Below are 25,362 nucleotides of genomic sequence, written 5' to 3'. Positions count from 1 at the left end.
CCTCACCAAATCCTTCACTGCGCTGTTGTAGAGTCTCTGCGCACCGAATTGACCACCCAGGGACCCCATGACATTGACCGTCGACACCTTGCTCAAACTGGCCATGGCCAACCCCGTCAACGCTGAAATCACCGCGCGTTTGCCGTCGCTCGGGCTGGAGCAGTGCATGCTCACGGCGGGCTGTCTGTTCCAAGCGGTGTGGAATCATCAGGCGAGTCGGCCGGTTGATGCTGGGGTGAAGGACTATGACGTTTTCTACTTCGACCCGGACTTGTCCTACGAGGCTGAGGATGCGGTGATCCGCAGGGCCGAGTCGTTGTTCCGGGACTTGGGGGTTAATGTGGAGGTGAAGAACCAGGCGCGGGTTCATCTGTGGTATGGGCAGCGCTTTGGCCGGCCGTATCCTCAGTTGCACTCGGCCAGGCAAGGGGTGGACCGTTATCTGGTGGCGGGTACGTGCATTGCCTTGGATATTGCCACGGGTGAGGTGTATGCGCCGTATGGCTTGGCGGATGTGGAACAGGGCGTGCTGCGCATCAACCCGCTGCATGCAGAGCCCGAGCTGTTTTTGCGCAAGGCCAGGAGTTATCAGGAACGCTGGCCTTGGCTCAGGATTGTGCCGCCGGGGTCAGCCGAATAAACCGCCGAGCAAGCTGCACCCGATCACCACCAGCCACGGCGGCAACTTCATCAGCATCAGTGCCGCCAAGGCGAGCAATGCCAGGGCCAGGTCGTCAACGCTGAAAATCGCGCTGGTCCATACGGGCCGGTACAACGCCGCCAGTAACAAACCCACCACCGCCGCGTTCACGCCGGCCAGCGCGGCCTGGGTGCGGGGGCTGTGGCGCAGGCTGGCCCAGAAGGGCAGCGCGCCGAAGATCAGCAAAAATGACGGCGCGAAGATCGCCAGCAGGCCGATCAGGCCGCCCAGCCAGCCGGTAGGGGCGTGGGTCATCGAGGCGCCGAGAAAGGCCGCGAAGGTGAACAGCGGGCCGGGCACGGCTTGGGCGGCGCCGTAGCCGGCGAGGAAAACGTCATTGCTCACCCATTGGCTGGGCACTACCTGGGCTTGCAGCAACGGCAGCACCACGTGGCCGCCGCCAAACACCAGTGAGCCGGTGCGGTAGAAGGCGTCCACCAGCGCCAGCGTGGGGTCGCCCGCCCAGTCGGCCAGCAGCGGCAAGCCCACCAGCAACAGCAGGAACAGCGCCAGCCACAGCGTTGCGGCACGGCGGCTGATGGCGATGGGCAATGCGTCGGGCTCGGCACGGGGCGCGGGCTTGAACAGCAGCAGGCCGACCACCCCAGCCACGACGATCACTGCCACCGGGTTCCAGGCAGACGACTGCAGCAGTACCCAACCGGCGGCGCCCAGCATCAATATTATCCGCACCCAGCCCCGGCACAGGGTGCGCGCCATGCCCCACACGGCTTGGGCCACCACCGCCACGGCGACAACCTTGAGGCCATGCAGCGCGCCGGCGGGCAGGGCGCTGCCATAGTAAGACAGGCCCAGGGCAAACAGGATCAGCGCGATGGCCGACGGCAAGGTGAACCCGGCCCAGGCCGCCACGGCACCGGCGTAACCTGCGCGTGACAGGCCCAATGCGATGCCGACCTGGCTGCTGGCCGGGCCGGGCAGGAACTGGCACAGGGCGACCAGTTCGGCATAGCTGCGTTCGCTGAGCCAGCGCCTGCGGGTGACGAATTCCTCGCGGAAATAACCCAGGTGCGCAATCGGCCCGCCGAAGGAGGTCAGGCCCAGGCGCAGGAAGATCAGGAACACTGACCCAAGGCTGCTGCGGTGATCGGCAAGGGTAGCGGGCAAGGTGAGGCTCTCTGATGACGTGTGCAGAACCCGGCAAATCGATGTGGGCTGGTGGGGCACCTTACCGATTTTTCATGACGCGTAGAAGAGACGGCCTGCCTGTCATTTTTGCCGTGCACATTGAATTTATCGGCGCCGATTTGAGTCATTTAAAGCATAGCCTTGCCTTCCAACCCTTTAACCTCAAGGACCGACCATGACCTTCTTCATCTTCCTGCTCGCCTGCGCCGCCGCCGCCAGTACCGGTGTGATTTTCAAACCCGGCGCCTGGTACGAATCCCTGGTCAAACCCAGCTTCACTCCGCCCAACTGGTTGTTCCCGGTGGCGTGGACGATTATCTACCTGCTGCTGGCCTGGGCCGGTTACCGCTTGAGCCTGATCCCGGGCAGCGAGATGGTGTTGGCGCTGTGGGCCGCGCAGATTGCGTTGAATACGCTGTGGACGCCGGTGTTCTTCGGCGCGCATCGCTTGCTCGCCGGGATGGTGATCATTGTGCTGCTGTGGCTGACCGTGGCGGCGATGGTGGTGCTGGCAGTGCGTCTGGACCTGGTTACCGGCCTGATCCTGTTTCCGTACCTGGCCTGGCTGTGCGTAGCGGCGGCGTTGAACTTCTCGATCCTGCGGAATAACCGTTGATGGCTTACCAACACTGGCCCGCCAGCGAGACCGAACTGGCCCAGATGCGCCGCTTCAATCGCACGCTTGCGTGGCTGCCGCGCTTCAAGATCCGCAACCGCGTCACGCCGCGTGTGATCCAGGCACTGCTGCGCACCCGGCAAAGGTTCCAGAAACCGCCGGTGGTGGAAATCCGGCTTATCGGCGCCGTGCCGGTGCGCATCCTGCGGCCCGCCGGTGCACCCAAGGGCGTGGTGCTGGATATCCACGGCGGCGGCTGGGTGATCGGCAATGCGCAGATGAATGACGACCTCAACCTCGGCATGGTGCGCGCGTGCGACGTGGCGGTGGTGTCGGTGGACTATCGGCTGGCGGTCAACACGCCGGTGGAAGGGTTGCTGGAAGACTGCCTGGCCGCTGCGCGCTGGCTGTTGGCGGACTGTGCGGAGTTTGCCGGCCTGCCGGTGTTTTTTGTCGGCGAATCAGCCGGCGGGCATCTGGCGGCGGCGACGTTGCTGGCGTTGAAGCAATGGCCGCTGCTGCTCCAACGTGTCCATGGCGCGGTGTTGTACTACGGGGTGTATGACTTGACCGGCACGCCGAGTGTGCGCAACGCCGGGCCGCAAACGCTGTTGCTCGATGGGCCGGGAATGGTCACGGCGCTGCGCTTGCTCACGCCGGGGATCAGCGACGACGAGCGTCGACAGCCGCCCCTGTCACCCTTGTATGGTGACTTCGCCGGCATGCCGCCAGCGTTGATGTTCGTGGGCGAACTGGACCCGCTCAAGGACGACACGCTGCTGATCGCCGAGCGCTGGAGTCAGGTGGAGGCGCATCTGTTGCCGGAGTCGGCCCATGGGTTTATTCATTTTCCCGTGGCGATGGCAGACAGGGTGTTGGTGTACAGCCGTGGCTGGATAACGGCGCGTCTGCACACCCCGCAACTCTCGACGCCCTGCAACGCCTTCGACCCTGGCCCTGAATGAGTTCAATGGGAGGTTTTTATTCGGCGGTGGTCACAGTGACAGATACATGCCTTTGCAATCGCCTAAATCTGTTGGTGGTCCAAACCCGTGATTATGCATTCCTTCTTGTCGGGCGGTGGCGAACAGGCCTCCCTGATCCAGTCCAAAGATTGGTCGGCAACCCCGCTGGGGCCGATCGAATCCTGGCCCCAGAGCCTGCGCACCACCGTCAGCCTGTGCCTGGCGTCCAATTTCCCGATCAATATCATCTGGGGCCCGGAGAACACCCAGATCTACAACGACGGCTACAAGGTGGTGTGCGGCGAGTCGCATCCGCGCGCTTTGGGCGAGGGTTACCACGTGACCTGGGCCAGTGCGTGGCCGGCCATCGGCGGTCCCTTCACCGAGGCGCTGGAGGGGCAAACCAGTTTCCTGGAAAACCAGCGCATGTTCCTCACGCGCAACGGTTACCTGGAAGAGACCTTCTTCACCTTTTCCATTTCGCCCATTCGTGATGAAACCGGCGGCATCGGCGGGCTGTTTCACCCGGTGACGGAAACCACGGTGACCATCCTCGCCGAGCGGCGCACCCGTGCGTTGCGCGATCTGACCGGGCAGTTGGCGGTCGCCGATGACTTGCCCAAACTGATCGCGTTGACGGTGCGGACGCTGGCGGAGTTCAACTTCGATATTCCGTTCCTGCTGTTTTATGAGTGGGACGCCCAAGGCAAGGGTTACCGCCTGGCACAACACAGCGGTATCGCCGCTAACACCGCCGCATCACCGGCCTGGATCGACGCGGCCGACGCCACGCCCTGGCCGTTGGGCGCCGCGTGCGAGCAAAAGCGCACGCTGCAGGTGGACAACATCGAGGCGCTGTTTGCCGGCGTGGCCTGCGGGCCCTACCCGGAGCCGTCCCTGACCGCCTTTGTGTTGCCGCTGGTGGTGCCGGACGACGCACAGACCCCGTTGATTCTGGTGGCCGGCGCGTCACCCCGCTTGCCGATGAACGATATTTACCGAGGGCTCTACGAACTGCTGGGGGCAGCGCTCTCGGCGGCATTGGCCACCGTGCGCGCGCGCGAGTATGAGCGCCAGCGTGCCGACGCCCTGGCGGCTATCGACCAGGCCAAGACCACCTTTTTCACCAACATCAGCCATGAATTTCGCACGCCCCTGACCTTGATGCTCGGGCCGCTGGAAGAGTCGCTGGCCCTGGGCGATACGCTGCCCGAGGATGAGCGTGAGCGGGTCACGCTGGCTTATCGCAACGGCCAGCGCCTGCTCAAACTGGTCAACTCGCTGCTGGAGTTTTCCCGCATCGAGGCCGGCCGCGCCCAGGCGACCTATGCGCCGGTGGACTTGCCGGCACTCACCGCTGACCTGGCCTCCAACTTCCGATCGGCCTGCGAGCGCGCCGGCCTGGCGTTGCTCATCGACACCACGCCCTTGCCCGAGGCGGCCTACGTCGACCGCGACATGTGGGAAAAGGTGGTGCTGAACCTGATCTCCAACGCCTTCAAATTCACCCTGGCCGGGCACATCCGCGTCAGCATTGCGCCCAGCGCCGATGGCAGCGCTGCGCAGGTGTGCGTGAGTGACACCGGCACCGGCATCGCGGCCCATGAACTGCCGCGTTTGTTCGAGCGCTTCCACCAGATCGAAAACCCTGCGGGGCGCTCGTTTGAAGGCTCGGGTATCGGCCTTGCGCTGGTGGATGAACTGGTCAGGCTGCAGGGCGGCACGCTGGAAGTGAGCAGTGAGGTGGGGGTCGGCACGACGTTCAGCATCCGGCTGCCGCTGGGCAGCCGGCATGTCCCCAAGCCGCTGCATACCGAGGCGTTGCAGTACGGTTCTACCACCAATGTGAGTGCCTACGTGGAGGAGGCGCTTGGCTGGTTGCCGGATGCATCAGCGCTGGTTGACGTGGCCCAGACACACCCTGAGCCTGAGGCCGAGTCCTTCCAGGGCCACGTGTTGCTGGCGGACGATAACGCCGATATGCGCGCTTACGTCGCGCGCCTGCTGTACGCCGCCGGCCTGGACGTAGAAACCGTGACCGATGGGCAGGCCGCGCTGCAGGCGGCCCGCGAAAACCCGCCGCAACTGATCTTGACCGACGTGATGATGCCGGTGCTCGATGGCTTTGGCCTGTTGCGCGCCGTGCGTGAAGACCCGCGCTTGCAGACGACGCCGGTGATTCTGCTGTCGGCCCGTGCAGGTGAAGAAGCCCGCGCCGAGGGCCTGGCCGCCGGCGCCGATGACTACCTGATCAAACCGTTTTCGGCGCGCGAGCTGGTCTCCCGCGTCACCTCCCATCTGGAGCGCGCCCGCAACCGCCGCGTGGCGACGTTGCGCGAAAGCGAAGCGCGGCTGCGCCTGGCGATCGACGCCGGGCAGATCGGTGAGTGGGAACTGGATATCGTCACCGACAGCACGGTGCGCGCCGAGCGGCATGACCAGATTTTCGGTTACCACGAGCGGGTGCCGCACTGGGGCATGCAGACCTTCCTGGAACATGTGCTGCCCGCAGACCGCGACGCGGTCGAGGCGACGTTCACGCGCGCGGTGACCCAGGGCAGCAGCTGGGATTTCCAGTGCCGCATCCGCCGCGTTGATGACCAGCAGGTGCGCTGGATCCTGGTGCGCAGCATGCCGCAACTCGATGCCCACGGGCGCACCCTGAAAATGTTCGGTTTGGTGCAGGACATCACCGATCAGAAACGGGTCGAGCTGGGCATGCAGGCGCTCAATGAAACCCTCGAACAGCGCATCACCGAGGCCATGGAAGAGCGCAGCAAGGCCGAAGAACAACTGCGCCAGGCGCAAAAACTCGAAGCCCTGGGCCAACTCACCGGCGGCGTGGCCCATGACTTCAATAACCTGCTGACGGTGATTCGCTCTTCGCTCGACCTGCTGGAGCGCCCGGAACTGCCCGAAGCGCGGCGCAGCCGTTATCTGGCGGCGATTTCCGACACGGTCAACCGAGCGGCGCGTCTCACCGGGCAGTTACTCGCGTTCGCCCGTCGCCAGGCCTTGAAGCCGCAGGCGTTCGACGTCAGCCACAGCGTGACCTCGCTGGTGGAAATGATCGAATCGCTGTGTGGTGCCCATATCCGCGTCATCACTGAGCTGGCGCCCTACGATTGTTTCGTTTATGCCGACTCCAGCCAGTTCGATTCGGCGCTGGTCAATGTGGTGGTCAATGCCCGTGATGCGATGAAAGGCGTGGGTACCCTGACCATCGCGGTCGCCTCGGTCGACACCCTCCCGGCCCTGCGCGGCCAGCCTGCGGTGCCGGGGGCGTTTGTGGCGATCGCGGTGAGCGACACCGGCAGCGGCATACGCCCTGAGCATCTGGAGCGCATATTCGAGCCGTTTTTCACCACCAAGAACGTCGGGCAGGGCACCGGGCTTGGCCTTAGCCAGGTGTTCGGCTTTGCCAAACAGTCGGGCGGCGAAGTGCGGGTCAGCACCGAATTCGGTCGAGGTTCGACGTTTACGTTGTACCTGCCCAAAGTCATTGCGCAGCCGCGGGAACCGGAGGTGGAGCTCGAGGCGGCGCCGATGACCGAGGGCCGTGGCACCCACGTGCTGGTAGTGGAAGACAACGTCGAAGTGGGCACCTTTGCCACCCAGGCCTTGGAGGAACTGGGCTTTCAGGCGACCTGGGCGATGAATGCCGAGCAGGCCCTCAAATTGTTGTCCGATGAGGCCGACGCGTTCGACGTGGTGTTTTCCGATGTGATGATGCCCGGCATGAACGGGCTCGAGCTGGCCAAGGAAATCCAACGGCTGTGGCCCGCCTTGCCCATCGTGCTCACCAGTGGCTACAGCCATGTGCTGGCGCAACAAGGCACCCACGGTTTCGACCTGCTGCACAAGCCGTATTCCATTCATCAACTGTTGCTGATCCTGCGCAGGGCCTGTTCGACACCTGCGGGCTCAGGCTGAGCGCAAGCGTAGAATCTGCGCGCCGTCGAACGGGTCGGTCAGGTAATGCGCCTGCACGCCGAAGGTGGCCTGCAACCGTTGCGGGGTCAGTACCTCCAGCGGTTTACCCAGCGCCACCAGCCGCCCATGGTCGAGCACGGCCAGGCGATCACAGGTCAGCGCCTGGTTGAGGTCGTGCAGGGCAATCAAGGTGGTGACCGGAAGCGCCTGCACGCCTTTGAGAATCGTCAGTTGGTGCTGGATGTCCAAGTGGTTGGTCGGCTCGTCCAGCAGCAGAATCTGCGGGCGCTGCGCCAGTGCGCGGGCGATATGCACGCGTTGGCGTTCGCCGCCGGAGAGGCTGCGCCAGGCGCGATGGCTCAGGTGTGTGGCGTCCACGTCGTGCAGGGCCTGGCGCACGATGGTGTCATCTTCGCTCGACCACGGGCTCAATGCCGACAGCCACGGCGTGCGGCCCAGGGCGACCGCATCGAACACGCGGATGGCGTCGTCGGTATCGGCCTGTTGTTCCACCACGGCCACGTGCTGCGCGATGGCGCGGCGCGACAAATCGCCTAAACGCTTGTCGCCCAGGCGCACCTCACCGCTGGCCGGCGTACGCAACCCCGCGAGCAACTTGAGCAAGGTCGATTTGCCCGACCCGTTCGGCCCGACGATACCCAGGGTTTCACCCGCCGCAACTTCAAGGTGGATGTCGCACAGCAACTCGGCCTCGCGCACCTTGAAGCCGAGCCCACTGCAGCTCAACACACTCATCGCGCATTCCTCCGACCGATCAGGATCAGCGCAAACACCGGCGCGCCGACCAGCGCGGTGACCACCCCCACCGGAATCACCTGGCCTTTGATCAGGGTGCGCGACAGCACATCGGCGGCGATCAGGAACAACGCGCCGCCCAGAGCACTCGCGGGCAGCAGACGGGAGTGCCCGGTGCCGAGGATCAAGCGTGCGGCATGGGGGATCACCAGCCCGACAAAACCGATGGAGCCGACAATCGACACCATCACCGCCGTCACCACCGCCGCGCAGCCCACCAGCACGAACTGCACACGCCGCACCGGAATGCCGAGGGCGGCCGCCGAATCCGTGCCGAAGGTAAACGCATCCAGTGCGCGACGGTGCCACAGGCACACCACCAGCCCCACGACCGCCACCGGCACCGCCAGCCATACCGATGGCCAACGCACGCCGCTGAGGTTGCCGAGCAGCCAGAACATGATGCCCCGCGCCTGTTCGGAGCTGGCGGATTTGGTGATCAGGAACGCGGTGAGCGCATTGAACAGCTGCGAGCCGGCGATACCCGCGAGGATGATCTGCCCGGTGCCGCTGGACGAGCCGCTGGCCCGCGCCAGCAGAATCACAAGGGCGAACGCGGCCATGGCGCCGACGAATGCGCCCGCCGACAGCGAAATCAATCCGCCGCCCACCCCGATCAACGCGATCAGCACCGCACCGGTCGAAGCGCCGGCGCTGATGCCCAACAGATACGGATCGGCCAGCGGGTTGCGCAGCAACGATTGCAGGATCACCCCGCACGTTGCCAGGCCCGCACCGCAGGCGCCGGCCACCAGGGCACGGGTCAGGCGGTAGTTCCACACCACGCCTTCATCGATGGGGTCGAGTGCGTAGCCGGCCGCCCAGAGTTTGTTGGCGAGCACCTGGAGCACCACCTGCGGCGAGATGGCGGTTTCGCCGATGGCCACGCCAGCGAGCAGGGCGATCAGCAGCAGTGTGAGGGCGAGCAGGGTCCGTATCATTGCGCCAGGTCGTAGCCGTCGATGGCCGCAGCCAGTTGGTCGAGGCCGTCGAATGTGCGCAGGCTGGCCTGCAGCGCCAGGGCGTCGAGGATGATGATGCGGTTGTGTTTCACCGCGTCCATGTTGCGGGTCACGGGGTCGCTGCGCAGGAAGGCCAGCTTCTTTTCATGGTCGTCGGCGGGATAGCGGCGTCGGTCCATGCGTGCGATCACCAGGAAGGTGGGGTTGGCCTTGGCGAGCGTTTCCCAGCCGACGGCGGGCCATTCTTCATCGGACTGCACCACGTTGCGCAGGCCGAGGGTGTGCAGCATGAATTCGGGTACACCTTTATGGCCGGCCACGTAGGGGTCGCTGGCCATTTCGGCGCTGGAGAACCACACCAGCGCGCTGGCTTGCTTCAAGCCTTTGCGCTGCACGGTGGCGATGGACGTGGCCAGGCGCGCCTTGAGTTCATCGGTCAGTTGCTGGCCGCGCGCCTGTACGTCGAAGATCTCGGCCAATTGGCTGAGGCTCTTGTAGATCGTCTCGATGCGAAACGGCTGCAGTCGCGTGCCGTCGGCGCCCACCCGGTTGTCTTTGTCTTCGCAGTCGGAGGGCAGCAAGTAGGTCGGGATGTTCAGTTCCTGAAACTGCTCGCGGGTGCCCACCACGCCTTGGGGCCCGACCACCCATTCCAGCTCGGCGGCCACCAGTTGCGGGCGCTTGGCGATCACTGCTTCGAAGCTCGGTTCGTTATTGGCCAGGCGCTCGATGCGCGCGTCCTGCGCCTGGTACTGCGCCAATACGGTGTTGAACCACAGCGAGGTGCCGACCACTTTATCGGCCACGCCCAACGCATACAGCATCTCGGTGGCGGCCTGGCCGATGGTCACGCTGCGCGCGGGCGCCTGCTGGAACGTGACGGGGATGCCGCAGTTTTCCAGGGTCAGCGGGTAGTGGGTAGGCGCGGCGTGGGCCAGGGCGCAGCAACCCAGGCCGATGATCAGGGCCGTAACGCGTGGCAGCATGGGGCAATCTCCGTTTGAACCGTCGGTGAAGCAGGGCAGGTACGGTACGGAAATACACCCACGAACGCTGCCGGCCGGGCAGGGCAAGGATGGCCTTCCCGGACACCCCGCCGGTTAGTGAGTCACTGGGCCGGCAGGTCTCCTGACTGATGCGTCATCGCCCGGCTCCGGCCTTCCCGGACAACGTCCAGTGGCAGTGGGGAGCAGGCTCGGCACCTACAGTTGCGGGGGCAGTTTCGATTGACGTCGCGGGCGGCGTTTCGAATTCCCTATTAGTCCCGTGGGGGAACCGGCGGCGCTATGGTAGTTGATTCGGCCCACGAGAGGGAGGTGGAAGTGACGCCGGTTACAGGCGAATGTCCCCAGGCCCTCGGATCAGCGCTTCGATCCGCGTTCCCGTGGCGCGCTCTTCATTGCTGAAACCGTCGTAGTCGGCCAGGTTGCCGAAGCGGATGCCGGTCAACTGCTCGATCTGGATCACACTGCGCTGGTAGGTTCTGAGCGGGCCGAAGACCAGGTCCAGTTGGCCCAGCTCGCGGCTCTGGTCGATCATATAGGCGCTGGCGGAAGGTTTGCCGTCGTCGCCGAGGTAGGCCACGACTTTCCAGAACGCCTTGGGGATTTTCACGCCCCGGTACAGGCGGTCGTCGTCGGCGAATACCGGGCCGGTAAATACGCTGGCGCGGGCTTTCCAGCGCTGGGTGTTGTCGAGAATGTAGTCCTCCAGTTCCAGCCAGGTCTTCTGGTTGAAGCCGCTCATCTGCGGCGAGCAGTTGGTGAAATGGAAGGTATCGCCGTTGGCGGTGTTTGCGTCGGCGCCCCAGTTGGGGTCCTGGCGCCGCACCAGGTGGCCACGGTCAAGGCCGTTGCCGGCGTAGAGGTCTTCGCCCACCTGGGCGTCGATGGGCAGGCGGCCATCGTAGGCCCAGGTGTCGTTGCTGCGCACGATATCGACGTGCTTGGCGCCGTCGATGTTGACGCCGACATACAGCGCCAGACGTCGGGACCGCGACATGCTGATGGAAAAGTGCATGTAGTCCAGGCGGGACTGGGCGTCGCTTGCCAGGGTCGGGTCCAGCGTGGGCCAGGGCACGGCGAAGCTGCCGAGAAAATCCTCGGCATAGCCGCGCCGGTCTTGCAGGTCTTTGGCTGCGCTGACGCGTGGCGCGGCGGCCCTGGCTTCCAGCAGGGAGGGTGTGGGCGTGACCAAGGGGCGAAGGTCGGCAAGCCTTGGGCGGTAGGCCAGGTCGATTTTGACGTTACGTGCGGGCATGGAAGGCTTCCTGGTGAGGATCGGATAAACACGACTGCAACATGATTTCATGACAATTTGGCCCAGGCGGCAGACTCCGGTCTATCCTGAAGTCGTTAACCGGACGTTCACCACACGCCAAAAAGGAGCCAGCTTATGTGTGTTCGCCAATCGCGCAACCCGATTTTCTGCCTGATCCCGCCGTACATGCTCGACCAGATTGCACGCCACGGCGATAAAGCCCAACGCGAGGTGGCGCTGCGTACGCGCGCCAAGGACAGCACGTTCCGCTCGTTGCGCATGGTCGCCGTACCCGCCAGAGGCCCCGCCCGCATGGCGCTGGTGGCGGGTGCCGAGAAACAGCGCTCGATCTACAGCGCCGACAACACCGACAGCCTGCCGGGCAAGTTGATCCGCAGCGAAGGGCAACCCGCCAGCGGTGATGCGGCGGTGGACGAGGCCTACGATGGCCTGGGCGCGACCTTCGACTTTTTCGAGCAGGTCTTCGACCGCAATTCCATCGACGATGCCGGCATGGCGCTGGATGCCACCGTGCACTTCGGCCAGGACTACAACAATGCGTTCTGGAATTCGACCCAGATGGTCTTTGGCGATGGCGACCAGCAGCTGTTCAACCGCTTCACCGTGGCACTCGATGTGATCGGCCATGAATTGGCCCATGGGGTCACCGAGGATGAAGCCAAACTGATGTACTTCAACCAGTCCGGTGCGTTGAACGAGTCGCTGTCGGACGTGTTCGGCTCATTGATCAAGCAGTACGCGCTGCAGCAGAAGGCCGAAGACGCCGACTGGCTGATCGGCAAGGGGCTGTTCACGAAAAAGATCAAAGGCACCGCCCTGCGCTCGATGAAGGCCCCCGGCACCGCGTTTGACGACAAGTTGCTGGGCAAGGACCCGCAGCCGGGACACATGGATGATTTTGTGCACACCTATGACGACAATGGTGGCGTGCATATCAATTCCGGTATTCCCAACCATGCGTTCTATCAGGTTGCCACCCGGATCGGCGGCTTTGCCTGGGAGCGTGCCGGGCGCATCTGGTACGACGCTTTGCGCGACGCGCGGTTGCGACCCAACTCAGGGTTTCTGCGTTTTGCACGTATCACTTACGATGTGGCCGGGCGTCTCTACGGCGCGAGCAAGGATGAGCAGAAGGCCGTCAAGGAAGGTTGGAAAGCAGTGGGCATTAACGTCTGACAATCCGCCAGAGCGGTGAGGAACAGCCATGCGCATCTCGATCAAGGAAAACGGCGGCCCGGCGTTTTTTCCGGGCCTGGCCCAGCCGCGCAGTGTCGAGCTGGACAAGTTACCCGAGCAGGACCAGCGGGAGTTGCGGCAATTGATCGAGAAATCGGAGTTTTTCCAGTTGCCGCAAAGCACCCAACCTTCCTCCGACAACCCGGGGCAGGTGCATTACACGCTCACCGTGAGTGAAGGTGAGCGTGAACACACGGTGTGCGTATTGGCGCCGGTGAAGTCGCAGGCGCTGGACGGGTTGGTGCAGTGCGTGCGGCGGCATATTCGCTGATTGCTTAAAGTCTGATACGGCCCTTCAGGGCTGCCTGGATCCAAATGTGGGAGGGGGCTTGCCCCCGACGCGGTGTGTCAGTGACAGATGCTTGGCTGATCCACCGCTATCGGGGCATAGGTATCTACACAACTTTGTAGCAGCCTACGCTAACCACGATGCGAAGCGAGCCGCTCTTGATCTTGCTCTTGATCTAGGCGCCCCGTTAAACCACGCTGGCCGGAATTCGACAGTGATTTGGGGGGTAAACCGGCAGGGATGCCGGTTTAGCCGCCCCGCGCCATGGATGGCGCGTGGCGGCGGCCCCCCAAATCACTGTCGGATTGCGGGCACACCGAGCCTAAGCGAGGTGCCGAGTGGTGGGGCAAGAGCGTTTTGCTTACTTTTGCGCTTTTCAAAAGTGAGACGCCGTAAGGGCGGAACCCATAGCAGCCGTTACCGCAGCAACGGATATGTACTCGCTCTGACCCAACAGCTTGGTCGGCTGTCAGGCCGCCATCGGGGGCAAGCCCCCTCCCACATTTGATGTGTGTTGAAGCCAGGGCTGTTTATTTGCGGTCGAGCCACACCGTCTGCGCATTACAGAATTCGCGCACGCCAAAGTGCGACAGTTCGCGCCCGAACCCGCTTTTCTTCACGCCACCAAAGGCCACCCGAGGGTCGGAGACGCTGAACGCGTTAACGAAGATCCCACCGGTTTCCAGTTGGTTGGCGATGTCCCGTGCCTTCGCCGGGTCGCGGGTGAAGATACTCGCGGTCAGGCCGAATTCGCTGTCGTTGGCCAGTGCCACTGCATGGTCAGCGTCGCGTGCGGTGATGATCGACGCGACGGGGCCGAACAGTTCCTGTTTGAACGAGGTCATCTGGTCGGTGACGTCAGCCAGTACGGTGGGCTCGTAATAGTTGCCGGCGCCGGCCACTTTGTTGCCGCCGAGCAACAGGGTCGCGCCTTCTTCGACGGTGGCCTGGACCTGGCCGTGCAGTTCATCGCGCAAATCGAAGCGCGCCATGGGGCCGATGTAGGTGGCCGGCGAGGTCGGGTCGCCCATCACCAGGTTGCGGCTGGCTTCGAGGAACTTGGCGGTAAAGGCGTTGACTACGCCTTCTTCGATGATCAGGCGCTTGGCGGCGGCGCAGACTTGGCCGCTGTTCTGGAAACGGCCGATCAGCGCGGCCTGTACGGCTGCGTCGAGGTCGGCGTCGTTGAGCACGATGAACGGGTCGGAGCCGCCCAGTTCCAGCACGCATTTCTTCAGTGCCGCACCGGCCTGGGAGCCGATGGCGATACCGGCGCGCACGCTGCCGGTGAGGGTGACGGCGGCAATGCGTGGGTCGGCGATGGCGCTGGACACACCCTCGGTCGTGACGTTGATGACCTCGAACAGGCCTTCAGCGAAGCCGGCCTTTTGGAACGCCTGCTGGATCAGGTAGGCGCTGCCCATCACGTTCGGCGCATGCTTGAGCACGTAGGTGTTGCCGGCCAGCAGGGTCGGGATGGCGCCGCGCAGCACTTGCCACACCGGGAAGTTCCACGGCATCACGGCGAGGATCGGGCCCAGCGGGCGGTATTCGATGTGGGCGGTGCCGTTGTCGACCAGGGTTGGCTCCGGGGCGAGCATGGCGGGGCCGTGCTGCGCATACCACTCGCTGAGCTGGGCGCACTTCTCGATTTCGGCGCGGGCCTGGGCAATCGGTTTGCCCATTTCCAGGGTGATCATCTGTGCCATGGCTTCGGCCTGGTCACGCAGGGCGCTGGCCAGGGCCAGCAGCAATTCAGCGCGCTGGCTGACGGATTGGCGGCGCCAGGTGCGGAAGGCCGCAGTGGAGCGGTTGAGGGCGGCATCCAGCTGCGATTGGCTTTCGTACGCGTAGCTGGCAACGGTTTCACCGTTGGCCGGGTTGATCGACAAGGCGTGGGTCTGGTGAGAAATAGCGTTCATGGCACCGTCCTGCTGGGATGATTGGAATGAAGCTCAGCGTACGGCGCTGTACCTTTTCTGGAAACTGAATAATATTAAGCAATACGTTCACGATTGGAGAATGAATTGGATCTGGTGCAGTTGGAAATCTTCAAGGCCGTTGCCGAGCAAGGCAGCATCAGCGCCGCCGCGCAGTTGATCCATCGGGTACCGTCAAACCTGACCACCCGCATCAAGCAACTGGAGCAGGATCTGGGCGTTGAGTTGTTCATCCGCGAGAAGAGCCGCCTGCGCCTGTCACCGGCCGGGTGGAATTTCCTCGGCTATGCGCGGCGTATTCTCGATCTGGTACAAGAAGCCCGCGCAACGGTGGCGGGGGAGGAGCCCCAAGGCGCGTTTGCCCTGGGCTCGCTGGAAAGCACGGCGGCGGTGCGTATTCCCGCGTTGCTGGCGGCGTATAACCAGAAACACACCAAGGTCGAGCTGGACCTGAGCACAGGACCGTCGGGCACGATGATCGAAGGCGTGTTGTCCGGGCGGCTGACGGCGGCTTTTGTCGATGGCCCGGTGCTGCACTCCACCCTGGAGGGCGTTGCGGTGTTCGAGGAAGAAATGGTGGTGATCGCACCGCTGCACCATGCACCCATCACGCGGGGGCGGGAGGTGAATGGCGAGAATATCTACACCTTCCGCTCGAACTGCTCCTACCGGCATCACTTCGAGCGTTGGTTCTCACAGGATGGCGCGGTGCCGGGCAAGATCTTCGAGATCGAGTCTTACCACGGCATGCTGGCGTGCGTCAGCGCCGGGGCAGGGCTGGCGTTGATGCCGCGCAGCATGCTGGAAAGCATGCCGGGGTTTGCGGCGGTGAGCGTGTGGCCACTGGCCGACAGCTACCGCATGTTGAACACCTGGCTGATCTGGCGAAGGGGCACGGTGTCGCAGAGTTTGAACAGCTTCGTAAAGCTGTTGGAGAAGCGCGGGTTAGTAGCAGCCTGAATCCAATGTGGGAGGGGGCAGGCCCTAATCTTGTAGGAGCGAGCTTGCTCGCGAAAAACTTCAACGATAACGCGTAATTCCTGGATAAACGCGGTGGCTGTGAGTTTTTCGCGAGCAAGCTCGCTCCTACAACATCGGGAGCAAGCCCCCTCCCACAGTGTGACCTTCATCAGCCGCCGAACTGGAAGGTGCCCATGGCCAGCTTGGCCATGATCGCCGTCGCGCCCAATTGCACCAGCCACAACGCCAGGCCACCGAGGAACACACCCAGCGCCACTTGCAGCACCAGGCTTTTCTGGCGCTTGGCTTGGGGCGCACGTGGGGTGAAGTGGTCCAGTTCGTCGCGGTCGGCGCGCAGGTCCAGGTCGTCGTCTCTCATAGGGTTCTCGCAGCAAAAGGGCAGTTGGCGTCCAGTCTAGTGGGTTCGCCAGCAAAAAGGGGGAAGCCATTGGCTTCCCCCCTGCGTATAACGCTGGCAGATTTACAGCACCTGAACGATCGCGTTGGTCACAGCCCCAATGTTGGACTGGTTCAACGCCGCCACACAGATACGCCCGGTATCCAAGGCATAGATGCCGAACTCGCTGCGCAAGCGGGTGACTTGCTCGACGCTCAGGCCGGAGTAGGAAAACATCCCGCGTTGGCGCCCAACGAAGCTGAAGTCGTGGCCGGGAGCCGCCTTGGCCAGCTCGGCCACCATCTGCTCGCGCATGCCGCGGATGCGCAGGCGCATTTCGGCAAGTTCGGCTTCCCACTGGGCGCGCAGCTCAGGGTTGTTCAGTACCGCTGCAACGATCGCCGCGCCATGGGTTGGCGGGTTGGAATAGTTGGTACGGATCACACGCTTGACCTGGGACAGGATGCGCGCGCTTTCTTCCTTGGATTCGCTGACTATGGACAAGGCGCCCACGCGTTCGCCATACAGGGAGAACGACTTGGAGAACGAGCTGGACACGAAAAAGGTCAGGCCCGATTCGGCGAACAGGCGCACGGCGGCGGCGTCTTCGTGGATGCCGTCGCCAAAGCCCTGGTAGGCCATGTCGAGGAACGGCACCAGGTTGCGGGCCTTGATCACGTCCAGCACCTTCTGCCAGTCGGCCGGGCTCAGGTCGACGCCGGTCGGGTTATGGCAGCAGGCATGCAGCACCACGATGGACTGCGGCGGCAGAGCGTTGAGGTCGTCGAGCAGGCCGGCACGGTTGACGTCGTGGGTGGCGGCGTCGTAATAGCGGTAGTTCTGCACCGGGAAACCGGCGGTTTCGAACAGCGCGCGGTGGTTTTCCCAGCTCGGGTCGCTGATGGCGACGACGGCGTCGGGCAGCAGCTGCTTGAGGAAGTCGGCGCCGATTTTCAGCGCCCCGGTCCCGCCGACGGCTTGCACAGTGACCACGCGGCCAGCGCTGAGCAGCGGCGACTCGGCACCGAACAGCAGGGTTTGCACGGCCTTGTCGTAGGCGGCGATCCCGTCGATCGGCAAGTAGCCACGGGCAGCATGTTGCGCCACACGAATGGCTTCCGCTTCGGCAACGGCACGCAAGAGTGGAATCTTCCCCTCCTCGTCGCAGTAAACGCCCACGCCAAGGTTGACCTTGGTGGTTCGTGTATCAGCGTTGAATGCTTCGTTGAGGCCCAGGATTGGATCGCGTGGTGCCATTTCGACAGCGGAGAACAGGCTCATTTTTGCGGCAGCTCTATGGGGGAAGGGAGGGACGTGTCGCGCTCCAGCCGGATGCACTAGAGCGGTGCACAAACGGGGAGCTAGTATAGAGGCCATCACTGCAGAGGGCGACAGCCGAAATGGCTTTTCGGCCAAGTTTTTCGGTTTATTTGCCGACCGTTAGTCTTATTGCAATATTGATCCCGGACGAAGGTAGGGCGATTACCTTGAAACCCGTCACATTCGTCACCACTACTACGGCTATCATGGTTTTTTCCTGCAGCCTGCGATGACTATTCGCGGGTTGCTGAGCTATTTCGTCCCTGGCGGTGTTGAGTCTGGGGTGACCACACGAGGTACGTTATGTCGGATTTCCAGCTCGTCACCCGTTTTGAACCCGCCGGCGATCAGCCGGAAGCCATTCGCCAGATGGTCGAAGGTATCGAGGCCGGCCTGGCGCATCAGACGTTGCTCGGGGTGACCGGTTCAGGCAAGACTTTCAGCATCGCCAATGTGATCGCGCAGGTGCAGCGCCCGACCCTGGTGCTGGCACCGAACAAGACCCTCGCCGCACAGTTGTACGGTGAGTTCAAAGCGTTCTTCCCGAACAACGCGGTCGAATATTTCGTTTCCTACTACGACTACTATCAGCCGGAAGCGTATGTGCCGTCCTCCGATACGTTTATCGAGAAGGATGCGTCGATCAACGACCATATCGAGCAAATGCGGCTGTCGGCGACCAAGGCCCTGCTGGAACGCAAGGATGCGATCATCGTCACCACGGTGTCGTGCATTTACGGCCTGGGCAGTCCGGAAACCTATTTGAAAATGGTGCTGCACGTCGACCGTGGCGACAAACTCGACCAGCGCGAACTGCTGCGGCGCCTGACGAGCCTGCAGTACACCCGCAACGACATGGACTTTGCCCGCGCCACATTCCGCGTGCGCGGCGATGTGATCGATATCTACCCGGCAGAATCCGACCTGGAAGCGATCCGCATCGAGCTGTTCGACGATGAAGTCGAAAGCCTGTCGGCCTTCGACCCGTTGACCGGCGAGGTGATCCGCAAACTGCCGCGCTTCACCTTCTACCCGAAAAGCCACTACGTGACCCCGCGTGAAACCCTGATGGGCGCCATCGAGGGCATCAAGGTCGAGTTGGCCGAGCGCCTGGAATACCTGCGCGCCAACAACAAGCTGGTGGAAGCCCAGCGCCTGGAGCAGCGCACCCGCTTCGACCTGGAGATGATCCTCGAGCTGGGTTACTGCAACGGCATCGAAAACTACTCGCGCTACCTGTCGGGCCGCGAGTCCGGTGCGCCGCCGCCGACCCTCTATGATTACCTGCCGCCGGACGCTTTGCTGGTGATCGACGAGTCCCACGTCAGCGTGCCGCAAGTGGGCGCGATGTATAAGGGCGACCGCTCCCGCAAGGAAACCCTGGTGGAATACGGCTTCCGTCTGCCGTCGGCGCTGGACAACCGGCCGATGCGCTTTGACGAATGGGAAGCCATCAGCCCGCAGACTATCTTCGTGTCCGCCACGCCTGGCAACTACGAGGCCGAACATGCTGGCCGAGTGATCGAGCAGTTGGTGCGACCTACTGGCCTGGTGGACCCGCAAATCGAAATCCGCCCGGCGCTGACCCAGGTCGACGACCTGTTGTCGGAGATCAACAAACGCGTGGCCCTGGAAGAGCGCGTGCTGGTCACCACGTTGACCAAACGCATGTCCGAAGACTTGACCGATTACCTGGCCGACCACGGCGTGCGCGTGCGCTACCTGCACTCGGACATCGACACCGTGGAGCGTGTGGAAATCATTCGGGACCTGCGCCTGGGTACTTTCGATGTGCTGGTGGGCATCAACCTGCTGCGCGAAGGCCTGGACATGCCGGAGGTGTCGCTGGTGGCGATTCTGGACGCGGACAAGGAAGGTTTCCTGCGCTCCGAGCGCTCGCTGATTCAGACCATCGGCCGTGCGGCGCGTAACCTCAATGGCCGGGCGATCCTGTATGCGGACCGCATCACCGGGTCGATGGAGCGGGCGATTGGCGAGACCGATCGCCGTCGCGAGAAGCAGATCGCGTTCAACCTGGAGCATGGCATCACGCCCAAAGGCGTGTTCAAGGATGTCGCCGACATCATGGAAGGCGCCACCGTGCCCGGCTCGCGCAGCAAGAAGCGCAAGGGCATGGCCAAGGCCGCCGAAGAAAGCGCCAAGTATGAGAACGAACTGCGCTCGCCGAGTGAGATCACCAAGCGGATTCGCCAGTTGGAAGAGAAGATGTATCAGTTGGCGCGGGATCTTGAGTTCGAGGCCGCGGCGCAGACGCGCGATGAGATTGGCAAGTTGCGCGAGCGGTTGCTGGCGGTTTGATTGGCGGTGACTGTGCCGGCCTCATCGGGAGCAAGCCCCCTCCCACATGTGAGGGCGTTCGCAAGTCCAAGTGTGGGAGGGGGCTTGCCCCCGATGAGCCGCACCTCGGTTTTCCAGAAATCACCCAGGCTGTTACCATTCGCCCCTTGTTTCAATTTTCAGTTATATCGCCCATTCGAGACCTGCCATGACCACCGTCCGCACGCGCATTGCGCCATCGCCTACTGGGGATCCCCACGTCGGCACTGCTTACATCGCCTTGTTCAACTACTGCTTTGCCAAGCAGCACGGCGGTGAATTCATCCTGCGGATCGAAGACACCGATCAACTGCGCTCCACCCGCGAGTCGGAGCAGCAGATTTTCGATGCGCTGCGCTGGCTGGGTATCACCTGGGCCGAAGGCCCGGACGTCGGCGGCCCTCATGGCCCGTATCGCCAGAGCGAGCGCAGCGACATCTATAAAAAGTACACCCAGCAGCTGGTGGACATGGGCCATGCGTTCCCCTGCTTCTGCACCGCCGAAGAACTCGACCAGATGCGCGCCGAGCAACAGGCCCGTGGCGAGACGCCGCGCTACGACGGCCGCGCATTGCTGCTATCGAAAGAAGAAGTGGCCGCGCGCCTGGCCGCCGGCGAGCCCCATGTGATCCGCATGAAAGTGCCGAGCGAAGGCGTATGCGTGGTGCCGGACATGCTGCGCGGTGATGTCGAAATCCCGTGGGATCGCATGGACATGCAGGTGCTGATGAAAACCGACGGCCTGCCGACGTACTTCCTCGCCAACGTGGTCGACGATCACCTGATGGGCATCACCCACGTGCTGCGCGGCGAAGAATGGCTGCCGTCGGCGCCGAAGCTGATCCTGCTTTACGAATACTTCGCGTGGGAACAGCCGCAGTTGTGCTACATGCCGCTGCTGCGTAACCCGGACAAGAGCAAGCTGTCCAAGCGCAAGAACCCGACGTCGGTGACCTTCTACGAGCGCATGGGCTTCATGCCCGAGGCGATGCTCAACTATCTGGGGCGCATGGGCTGGTCCATGCCGGATGAGCGCGAGAAGTTCTCGCTGCAGGAAATGGTCGATAATTTCGACCTGTCCCGCGTCTCCCTGGGCGGGCCGATTTTCGATATCGAGAAGCTGTCGTGGCTCAACGGCCAGTGGCTGCGTGACCTGCCGGTGGAAGAGTTTGCCAGCCGCGTGCAGCAATGGGCGCTCAACCCCGAGTACATGATGAAGATCGCGCCGCTGGTGCAGGGCAGGGTGGAAACATTCAGCCAGATTGCGCCGTTGGCCAGCTTCTTCTTCGCCGGTGGCGTGAACCCGGACGTCAAGCTGTTCGAATCGAAAAAGCTCTCGGGTGACCAAGTACGCCAGCTGATGCAGTTGATCCTGTGGAAGCTCGAAAGTCTGCGCCAGTGGGAGAAGGATGCGATCACCGCGACGATCCAGGCGGTGGTCGAGTCCTTGGAATTGAAATTGCGCGATGCCATGCCGCTGATGTTTGCCGCGATTACCGGGCAGGCCAGTTCGGTGTCGGTGCTCGACGCGATGGAAATCCTCGGCCCGGACCTCACGCGTTTCCGTCTGCGCCAAGCCCTTGATTTGCTTGGTGGTGTTTCAAAGAAAGAAAACAAAGAGTGGGAAAAACTGCTGGGCGCTATCGCTTAAGCAGGCGGCTGCAGGGACGAAACCCCGGTTTTTCGGGGTTTCGTCGGTAAGTGATTGTTATCCCGGCAAAAAATTTTGAAAATTGTTGAAAATAAATTTGACACGTTTCGAAACCGCCATTAAGATTCGCCCCGTCCTCACCGATGAGGGGCTATAGCTCAGCTGGGAGAGCGCTTGCATGGCATGCAAGAGGTCAACGGTTCGATCCCGTTTAGCTCCACCAATTTACAGGTTCAAGGTCTGGCCACACCGTCCTTGAATCGATCGGCACTCAGCGCCGATCAGTTGTACAGAAGGTTTTGTCCCCTTCGTCTAGTGGCCTAGGACACCGCCCTTTCACGGCGGTAACAGGGGTTCGAGTCCCCTAGGGGACGCCAGTTTCAACAAGCAGTTCGAAAGGTCTGCTGCGCCGCCAGGCGAAAAATCGGGGCTATAGCTCAGCTGGGAGAGCGCTTGCATGGCATGCAAGAGGTCAACGGTTCGATCCCGTTTAGCTCCACCAATTTACAGGTTCAAGGTTCCGGCCACACCGTCCTTGAATCGATCGGTCCAAGCACCGATCACTGTACAGAAGGTTTGTGTCCCCTTCGTCTAGTGGCCTAGGACACCGCCCTTTCACGGCGGTAACAGGGGTTCGAGTCCCCTAGGGGACGCCACGATTACCCGCTCTGCGGGATTTTTAAGGGTCATTCAATTATTGAATGGCCCTTTTGTTTGTCTGGCGTTTGGCCAACTCTCTCCTTACTTCCTTTTTTGCGTTCTGACCAGTGGTCACGCTTCTCGCTTGCGCAATATTATTATGGTAATAATATTCAACCCATGACAGACGGAGGCTTTGATGAGCGACAAGAAAGCGCAAACTCGCGAACGCATATTGCAGGCTGCCAGCGCGGCATTGGTGCAGCGTGGCCCGGCTGAGCCGAGCGTCGGCGAAGTCATGGGGGCGGCGGGGCTGACGGTCGGTGGTTTTTACGCGCACTTTGAAAGCAAGGACGCGCTGATGCTGGAGGCGTTCACCCAGTTGCTGGCCAGGCGCCGCGCGGCGATCGAAGACATCGACTCAACACTCACCGGCGAAGAGCGCCGAAGCCTGGTGGCGGCATTTTACTTGTCGCGCAAACACCGCGATTCCACCGCCCAGGCGTGCCCGCTGCCGGCGACCGTCGGCGAGATGGGCCGTTTGCCGGACGAATTCCGCCAGGCCTTGAGCGAACACTGCGAGCTGATGGCGGCCCAACTGGCGGCCAGCCCGGAAGACACCGACAAGGCGCTGGCCGACATGGCGCTGATGATCGGCGGCCTGACACTGGCGCGGGCCCTCGGCCCCGGCGAGCTGTCCGATCGTGTGCTGCGCGCCGCCAAGTCGGCGGTACGCTGAAGAGGGTTCACCGCATGGGCGACTTGACCTGGGTTCGTGGCTTCAACGGCACTGTCGGCCGACTTGCACCGCAAGTGGCGGCCAACAGGATGCGTCGCACCTTCATGACGCCGCGCGAGCTGCCGCCGCGAGCGTGGGAGCTGCCGTTGCTGGCGCAAGCGGAGCGCATCACCTTGCGTTTCGGCCTGTCGGCGCTGCGCTGGGGGCAGGGGCCGGCGGTGTTGCTGATGCACGGTTGGGAAGGGCGGCCTACGCAGTTCGCCAGCCTGATTACGGCATTGGTAGAGAACGGCTATTCGGTGATTGCGCTGGACGGCCCGGCCCATGGTCATTCGCCGGGGCGCGAAGCAAACGTGCTGTTGTTCGCCCGTGCCATGCTCGAGGCGGCGGCTGAGTTGCCTGCGCTGCATGCGGTGGTCGGCCACTCGATGGGCGGCGCCAGCGCGATGCTGGCGGTGCAACTGGGGCTGCGCACGCAGGCGTTAGTGAGCATCGCTGCGCCGTCGCGGTTCCTCGATGCGCTGCGCGGTTTCACGCGAATGGTGGGTTTGCCGCCGCGCGCGCGTTCAGCGTTTATCCACGCGGTGGAGCTGTCTTTCGGCATGCCGCTCAAGCACTTGGATGTCGCCCATTACCACATGAATCTTCCCGGCCTGATCGTGCATGCCGAAGACGATACGTTCGTCCCGGTCAAAGCCTCTCAAGCCATTCACGAGGCCTGGTTCGACAGCCGCCTGCTGCGCCTGGAGCAGGGCGGGCATCAGAAGGTCCTCGCGGACCCGCGCGTGATCGAAGGCGTACTTGCCCTGTTGGCGAGCTGCCATGTACAGGCGCGCCAAACCGCCTGATACACTGCGCCCGCCGACATCAATCGACTGGAGCAAGGCATGGGCTGGGATTTGGCAACGCCGTTTATCATCGATCTGCAGGTCGCCCCTGAGGACATCGACGGACTGGGGCACGCCAATAACGCGGTGTACGTGTCCTGGCTGGAGCGTTGCGCCTGGCGCCATTCCCAGCGCCTGGGGCTGGACCTCACCGAGTATCGGCGCCTGGACCGTGCCATGGCCGTGGTGCGTCATGAGATCGACTACCTGGCGGCCGGCTACGAAGGCGATGAACTGCAACTGGCCACGTGGATCGTCGATTGGGACCAGCGTCTGAAGATGACGCGGCGTTTCCAGCTGGTGCGTCCGCGTGACGGCGCCACCTTGCTGCGCGCGCAAACCACCTTCGTGTGCATCGAGCTGTCCAGCGGCAGGCCCAAGCGCATGCCCGTCGAGTTTATCGAGGGCTATGGGCCTGCGCTGACAGGGGGTTAACGGTTGTTGCGGGAAACCCAGTAAACTGCGCCACGATTTTTGTTGAGTGTTTTCCATGCAAATTGCTTTGGCGCCCATGGAGGGGTTGGTCGACAACATCCTGCGGGACGTGCTGACCCGCGTGGGCGGTATCGACTGGTGCGTGACCGAATTCATCCGCGTCAACGACCGCTTGCTCACCCCTGCCTATTTCCACAAGCTCGCCCCGGAGCTGCTGCACGGCGCCCAGACTGCGGCGGGCGTGCCGCTGCGCGTGCAGTTGCTGGGGTCTGACCCGGTATGCCTGGCGGAAAACGCCGCCCTGGCCTGCGAGTTGGGGTCGCAGGTGATCGACCTCAACTTCGGCTGCCCGGCCAAGACCGTCAACAAGTCCCGAGGCGGTGCCGTGCTGCTCAAGGAGCCGGAGCTGCTCAACCGGATCGTCGAGCATGTGCGCCGTGCGGTGCCGGCCCATATCCCGGTCACCGCCAAAATGCGCCTGGGCTTCGACAGCCCGGATGGCGCGCTGGTCTGCGCCACGGCGCTGGCCGAAGGCGGCGCCGCGCATATCGTGGTGCATGCGCGTACCAAGACCGATGGCTACAAGCCGCCGGCCCATTGGGAGTGGATCCCGCGGGTGCAGGAAGTGGTCAAGGTGCCGGTGTTTGCCAATGGTGACATCTGGAGCGTCGAAGATTGGCAGCGTTGCCGCGAAGTCAGCGGCGCCGAAGACATCATGCTGGGCCGTGGCCTGGTGGCGCGCCCTGACCTGGCGCGGCAGATCGCGGCGGCGCGCGCAGGGCAAGAGGTGGTGGAAATGACCTGGGCCGAAATGCAGCCGATGCTCCAGGAGTTCTGGACCCAATCGGTGGCGCAATTGACTGAGCGCCAGGCGCCCGGCCGCTTGAAGCAATGGCTGGCGATGCTGACGCGCAACTACCCTGAGGCGGTGCAGCTGTTTACGGCGATGCGCCGCGAGACCGACCTGGAGCAGGTCAGTCGCCTGTTGGGGATGCCTCATCCACTGGCTGCCTGACGCCAGTCAACGACCACTGCTTATATCCATCTAAAGAAGGCGCCACTGCAGGCGCCTTTTTTTGTCGGCGAATTAACACAAACCACCGACGGGGAG

21 protein-coding genes, 4 tRNA genes and 1 riboswitch are annotated in these 25,362 nt (G+C 63.1%); of the genes, 17 read left to right on the top strand and 8 right to left on the bottom strand.

Annotated elements, in window-relative coordinates:
- The first annotated feature begins 67 nt into the window (after positions 1 to 67).
- Positions 68 to 640 carry a nucleotidyltransferase family protein gene (locus C4J92_RS17555; RefSeq protein WP_124404744.1) on the top strand — a complete coding sequence of 191 codons (573 nt, stop codon included), beginning with the start codon at positions 68 to 70 and terminating at the stop codon, positions 638 to 640.
- On the opposite strand, the gene chrA is transcribed toward C4J92_RS17555, so the two are convergent.
- Positions 629 to 1,828, bottom strand: coding sequence for a chromate efflux transporter (gene chrA, locus C4J92_RS17550; RefSeq protein WP_124404743.1), 1,200 nt, complete (start codon positions 1,826 to 1,828; stop codon positions 629 to 631). The two genes, C4J92_RS17555 and chrA, sit on opposite strands and share 12 nt — an antisense overlap.
- 196 nt (positions 1,829 to 2,024) lie before the next feature.
- Between chrA and C4J92_RS17545 the strand changes: the two genes are divergently transcribed.
- The 3 genes from C4J92_RS17545 to C4J92_RS17535 all read left to right on the top strand — a co-directional run bounded on the left by C4J92_RS17545 (position 2,025) and on the right by C4J92_RS17535 (position 7,363).
- Positions 2,025 to 2,465, top strand: coding sequence for a TspO/MBR family protein (locus tag C4J92_RS17545; protein WP_124404742.1), 441 nt, complete (start codon positions 2,025 to 2,027; stop codon positions 2,463 to 2,465).
- Positions 2,465 to 3,430 carry an alpha/beta hydrolase fold domain-containing protein gene (locus C4J92_RS17540; protein WP_124404741.1) on the top strand — a complete coding sequence of 322 codons (966 nt, stop codon included), beginning with the start codon at positions 2,465 to 2,467 and terminating at the stop codon, positions 3,428 to 3,430. Before C4J92_RS17545 ends, C4J92_RS17540 begins: the two co-directional genes overlap by 1 nt.
- A 93-nt stretch (positions 3,431 to 3,523) precedes the next feature.
- Positions 3,524 to 7,363 (top strand): response regulator, encoded by a 3,840-nt coding sequence (locus tag C4J92_RS17535; protein WP_256657504.1) that lies wholly within the window; start codon positions 3,524 to 3,526, stop codon positions 7,361 to 7,363.
- On the opposite strand, the gene C4J92_RS17530 is transcribed toward C4J92_RS17535, so the two are convergent.
- From C4J92_RS17530 to C4J92_RS17515, 4 genes are all read right to left on the bottom strand, one after another.
- On the bottom strand, positions 7,355 to 8,119 hold the full coding sequence (locus C4J92_RS17530; RefSeq protein WP_124404739.1) for an ABC transporter ATP-binding protein: 765 nt from the start codon (positions 8,117 to 8,119) through the stop codon (positions 7,355 to 7,357). The two genes, C4J92_RS17535 and C4J92_RS17530, sit on opposite strands and share 9 nt — an antisense overlap.
- Complete coding sequence (locus tag C4J92_RS17525; protein ID WP_124367693.1) at positions 8,116 to 9,120, bottom strand: iron ABC transporter permease; 1,005 nt, start codon at positions 9,118 to 9,120, stop codon at positions 8,116 to 8,118. The genes C4J92_RS17530 and C4J92_RS17525 overlap by 4 nt, the downstream gene beginning before the upstream one ends.
- Positions 9,117 to 10,127, bottom strand: coding sequence for an ABC transporter substrate-binding protein (locus tag C4J92_RS17520; RefSeq protein WP_124404738.1), 1,011 nt, complete (start codon positions 10,125 to 10,127; stop codon positions 9,117 to 9,119). The genes C4J92_RS17525 and C4J92_RS17520 overlap by 4 nt, the downstream gene beginning before the upstream one ends.
- A gap of 114 nt (positions 10,128 to 10,241) precedes the next feature.
- A riboswitch (cobalamin riboswitch) is annotated at positions 10,242 to 10,436 on the bottom strand.
- A gap of 37 nt (positions 10,437 to 10,473) precedes the next feature.
- A complete protein-coding gene (locus C4J92_RS17515) occupies positions 10,474 to 11,400 on the bottom strand; it encodes a DNA/RNA non-specific endonuclease (RefSeq protein ID WP_124404737.1) in 927 nt (308 codons plus the stop codon).
- 135 nt (positions 11,401 to 11,535) lie between these two features.
- On the opposite strand from C4J92_RS17515, the gene C4J92_RS17510 reads away from it, so the two are divergent.
- A complete protein-coding gene (locus C4J92_RS17510) occupies positions 11,536 to 12,597 on the top strand; it encodes a M4 family metallopeptidase (RefSeq protein ID WP_124404736.1) in 1,062 nt (353 codons plus the stop codon).
- Positions 12,598 to 12,625: 28 nt separating this feature from the next.
- On the top strand, positions 12,626 to 12,928 hold the full coding sequence (locus C4J92_RS17505) for a protealysin inhibitor emfourin (RefSeq protein WP_124371273.1): 303 nt from the start codon (positions 12,626 to 12,628) through the stop codon (positions 12,926 to 12,928).
- A gap of 548 nt (positions 12,929 to 13,476) precedes the next feature.
- Here the strand turns inward: C4J92_RS17505 and C4J92_RS17500 are convergent.
- Positions 13,477 to 14,868, bottom strand: coding sequence for an aldehyde dehydrogenase family protein (locus C4J92_RS17500; RefSeq protein ID WP_124404735.1), 1,392 nt, complete (start codon positions 14,866 to 14,868; stop codon positions 13,477 to 13,479).
- 105 nt (positions 14,869 to 14,973) lie between these two features.
- On the opposite strand from C4J92_RS17500, the gene C4J92_RS17495 reads away from it, so the two are divergent.
- Entirely contained in the window at positions 14,974 to 15,846 is an 873-nt protein-coding gene (locus C4J92_RS17495; RefSeq protein WP_124404734.1) for a LysR family transcriptional regulator, read from the top strand.
- A gap of 169 nt (positions 15,847 to 16,015) precedes the next feature.
- On the opposite strand, the gene C4J92_RS17490 is transcribed toward C4J92_RS17495, so the two are convergent.
- Both C4J92_RS17490 and C4J92_RS17485 read right to left on the bottom strand, forming a co-directional pair.
- Positions 16,016 to 16,225, bottom strand: a complete 210-nt coding sequence (locus C4J92_RS17490) for a hypothetical protein (RefSeq protein WP_124404733.1) — start codon at positions 16,223 to 16,225, stop codon at positions 16,016 to 16,018.
- A 102-nt stretch (positions 16,226 to 16,327) separates the two neighbouring features.
- Complete coding sequence (locus C4J92_RS17485) at positions 16,328 to 17,524, bottom strand: amino acid aminotransferase (RefSeq protein ID WP_124404732.1); 1,197 nt, start codon at positions 17,522 to 17,524, stop codon at positions 16,328 to 16,330.
- A 342-nt stretch (positions 17,525 to 17,866) separates the two neighbouring features.
- Here C4J92_RS17485 and uvrB point away from each other — a divergent pair, with 342 nt between their 5' ends.
- From uvrB to C4J92_RS17435, 10 genes are all read left to right on the top strand, one after another.
- Complete coding sequence (uvrB, locus tag C4J92_RS17480) at positions 17,867 to 19,882, top strand: excinuclease ABC subunit UvrB (RefSeq protein WP_124371268.1); 2,016 nt, start codon at positions 17,867 to 17,869, stop codon at positions 19,880 to 19,882.
- 187 nt (positions 19,883 to 20,069) lie between these two features.
- Entirely contained in the window at positions 20,070 to 21,551 is a 1,482-nt protein-coding gene (gltX, locus tag C4J92_RS17475; RefSeq protein ID WP_124404731.1) for a glutamate--tRNA ligase, read from the top strand.
- 147 nt (positions 21,552 to 21,698) lie between these two features.
- Positions 21,699 to 21,774: transfer RNA gene (locus C4J92_RS17470), tRNA-Ala, on the top strand.
- Positions 21,775 to 21,852: 78 nt separating this feature from the next.
- Positions 21,853 to 21,928 (top strand) — tRNA-Glu (locus C4J92_RS17465).
- 49 nt (positions 21,929 to 21,977) lie between these two features.
- Positions 21,978 to 22,053: transfer RNA gene (locus C4J92_RS17460), tRNA-Ala, on the top strand.
- A gap of 78 nt (positions 22,054 to 22,131) precedes the next feature.
- Positions 22,132 to 22,207 (top strand) — tRNA-Glu (locus C4J92_RS17455).
- 182 nt (positions 22,208 to 22,389) lie between these two features.
- Complete coding sequence (locus tag C4J92_RS17450) at positions 22,390 to 22,929, top strand: TetR/AcrR family transcriptional regulator (protein ID WP_124404730.1); 540 nt, start codon at positions 22,390 to 22,392, stop codon at positions 22,927 to 22,929.
- 14 nt (positions 22,930 to 22,943) lie between these two features.
- A complete protein-coding gene (locus tag C4J92_RS17445) occupies positions 22,944 to 23,777 on the top strand; it encodes an alpha/beta hydrolase (protein WP_124404729.1) in 834 nt (277 codons plus the stop codon).
- Between the two features lie 39 nt (positions 23,778 to 23,816).
- On the top strand, positions 23,817 to 24,251 hold the full coding sequence (locus C4J92_RS17440) for a thioesterase family protein (protein ID WP_124363609.1): 435 nt from the start codon (positions 23,817 to 23,819) through the stop codon (positions 24,249 to 24,251).
- Positions 24,252 to 24,306: 55 nt separating this feature from the next.
- Positions 24,307 to 25,266, top strand: a complete 960-nt coding sequence (locus tag C4J92_RS17435; RefSeq protein WP_124363608.1) for a tRNA-dihydrouridine synthase — start codon at positions 24,307 to 24,309, stop codon at positions 25,264 to 25,266.
- Positions 25,267 to 25,362: the final 96 nt, after the last annotated feature.

This window comes from Pseudomonas sp. R3-18-08 (assembly GCF_003852065.1).
GTDB lineage: Bacteria > Pseudomonadota > Gammaproteobacteria > Pseudomonadales > Pseudomonadaceae > Aquipseudomonas.
The sequence above is the reverse complement of the archived record's forward strand: the minus strand, read 5'-3'. Positions and strand labels throughout refer to the sequence as shown.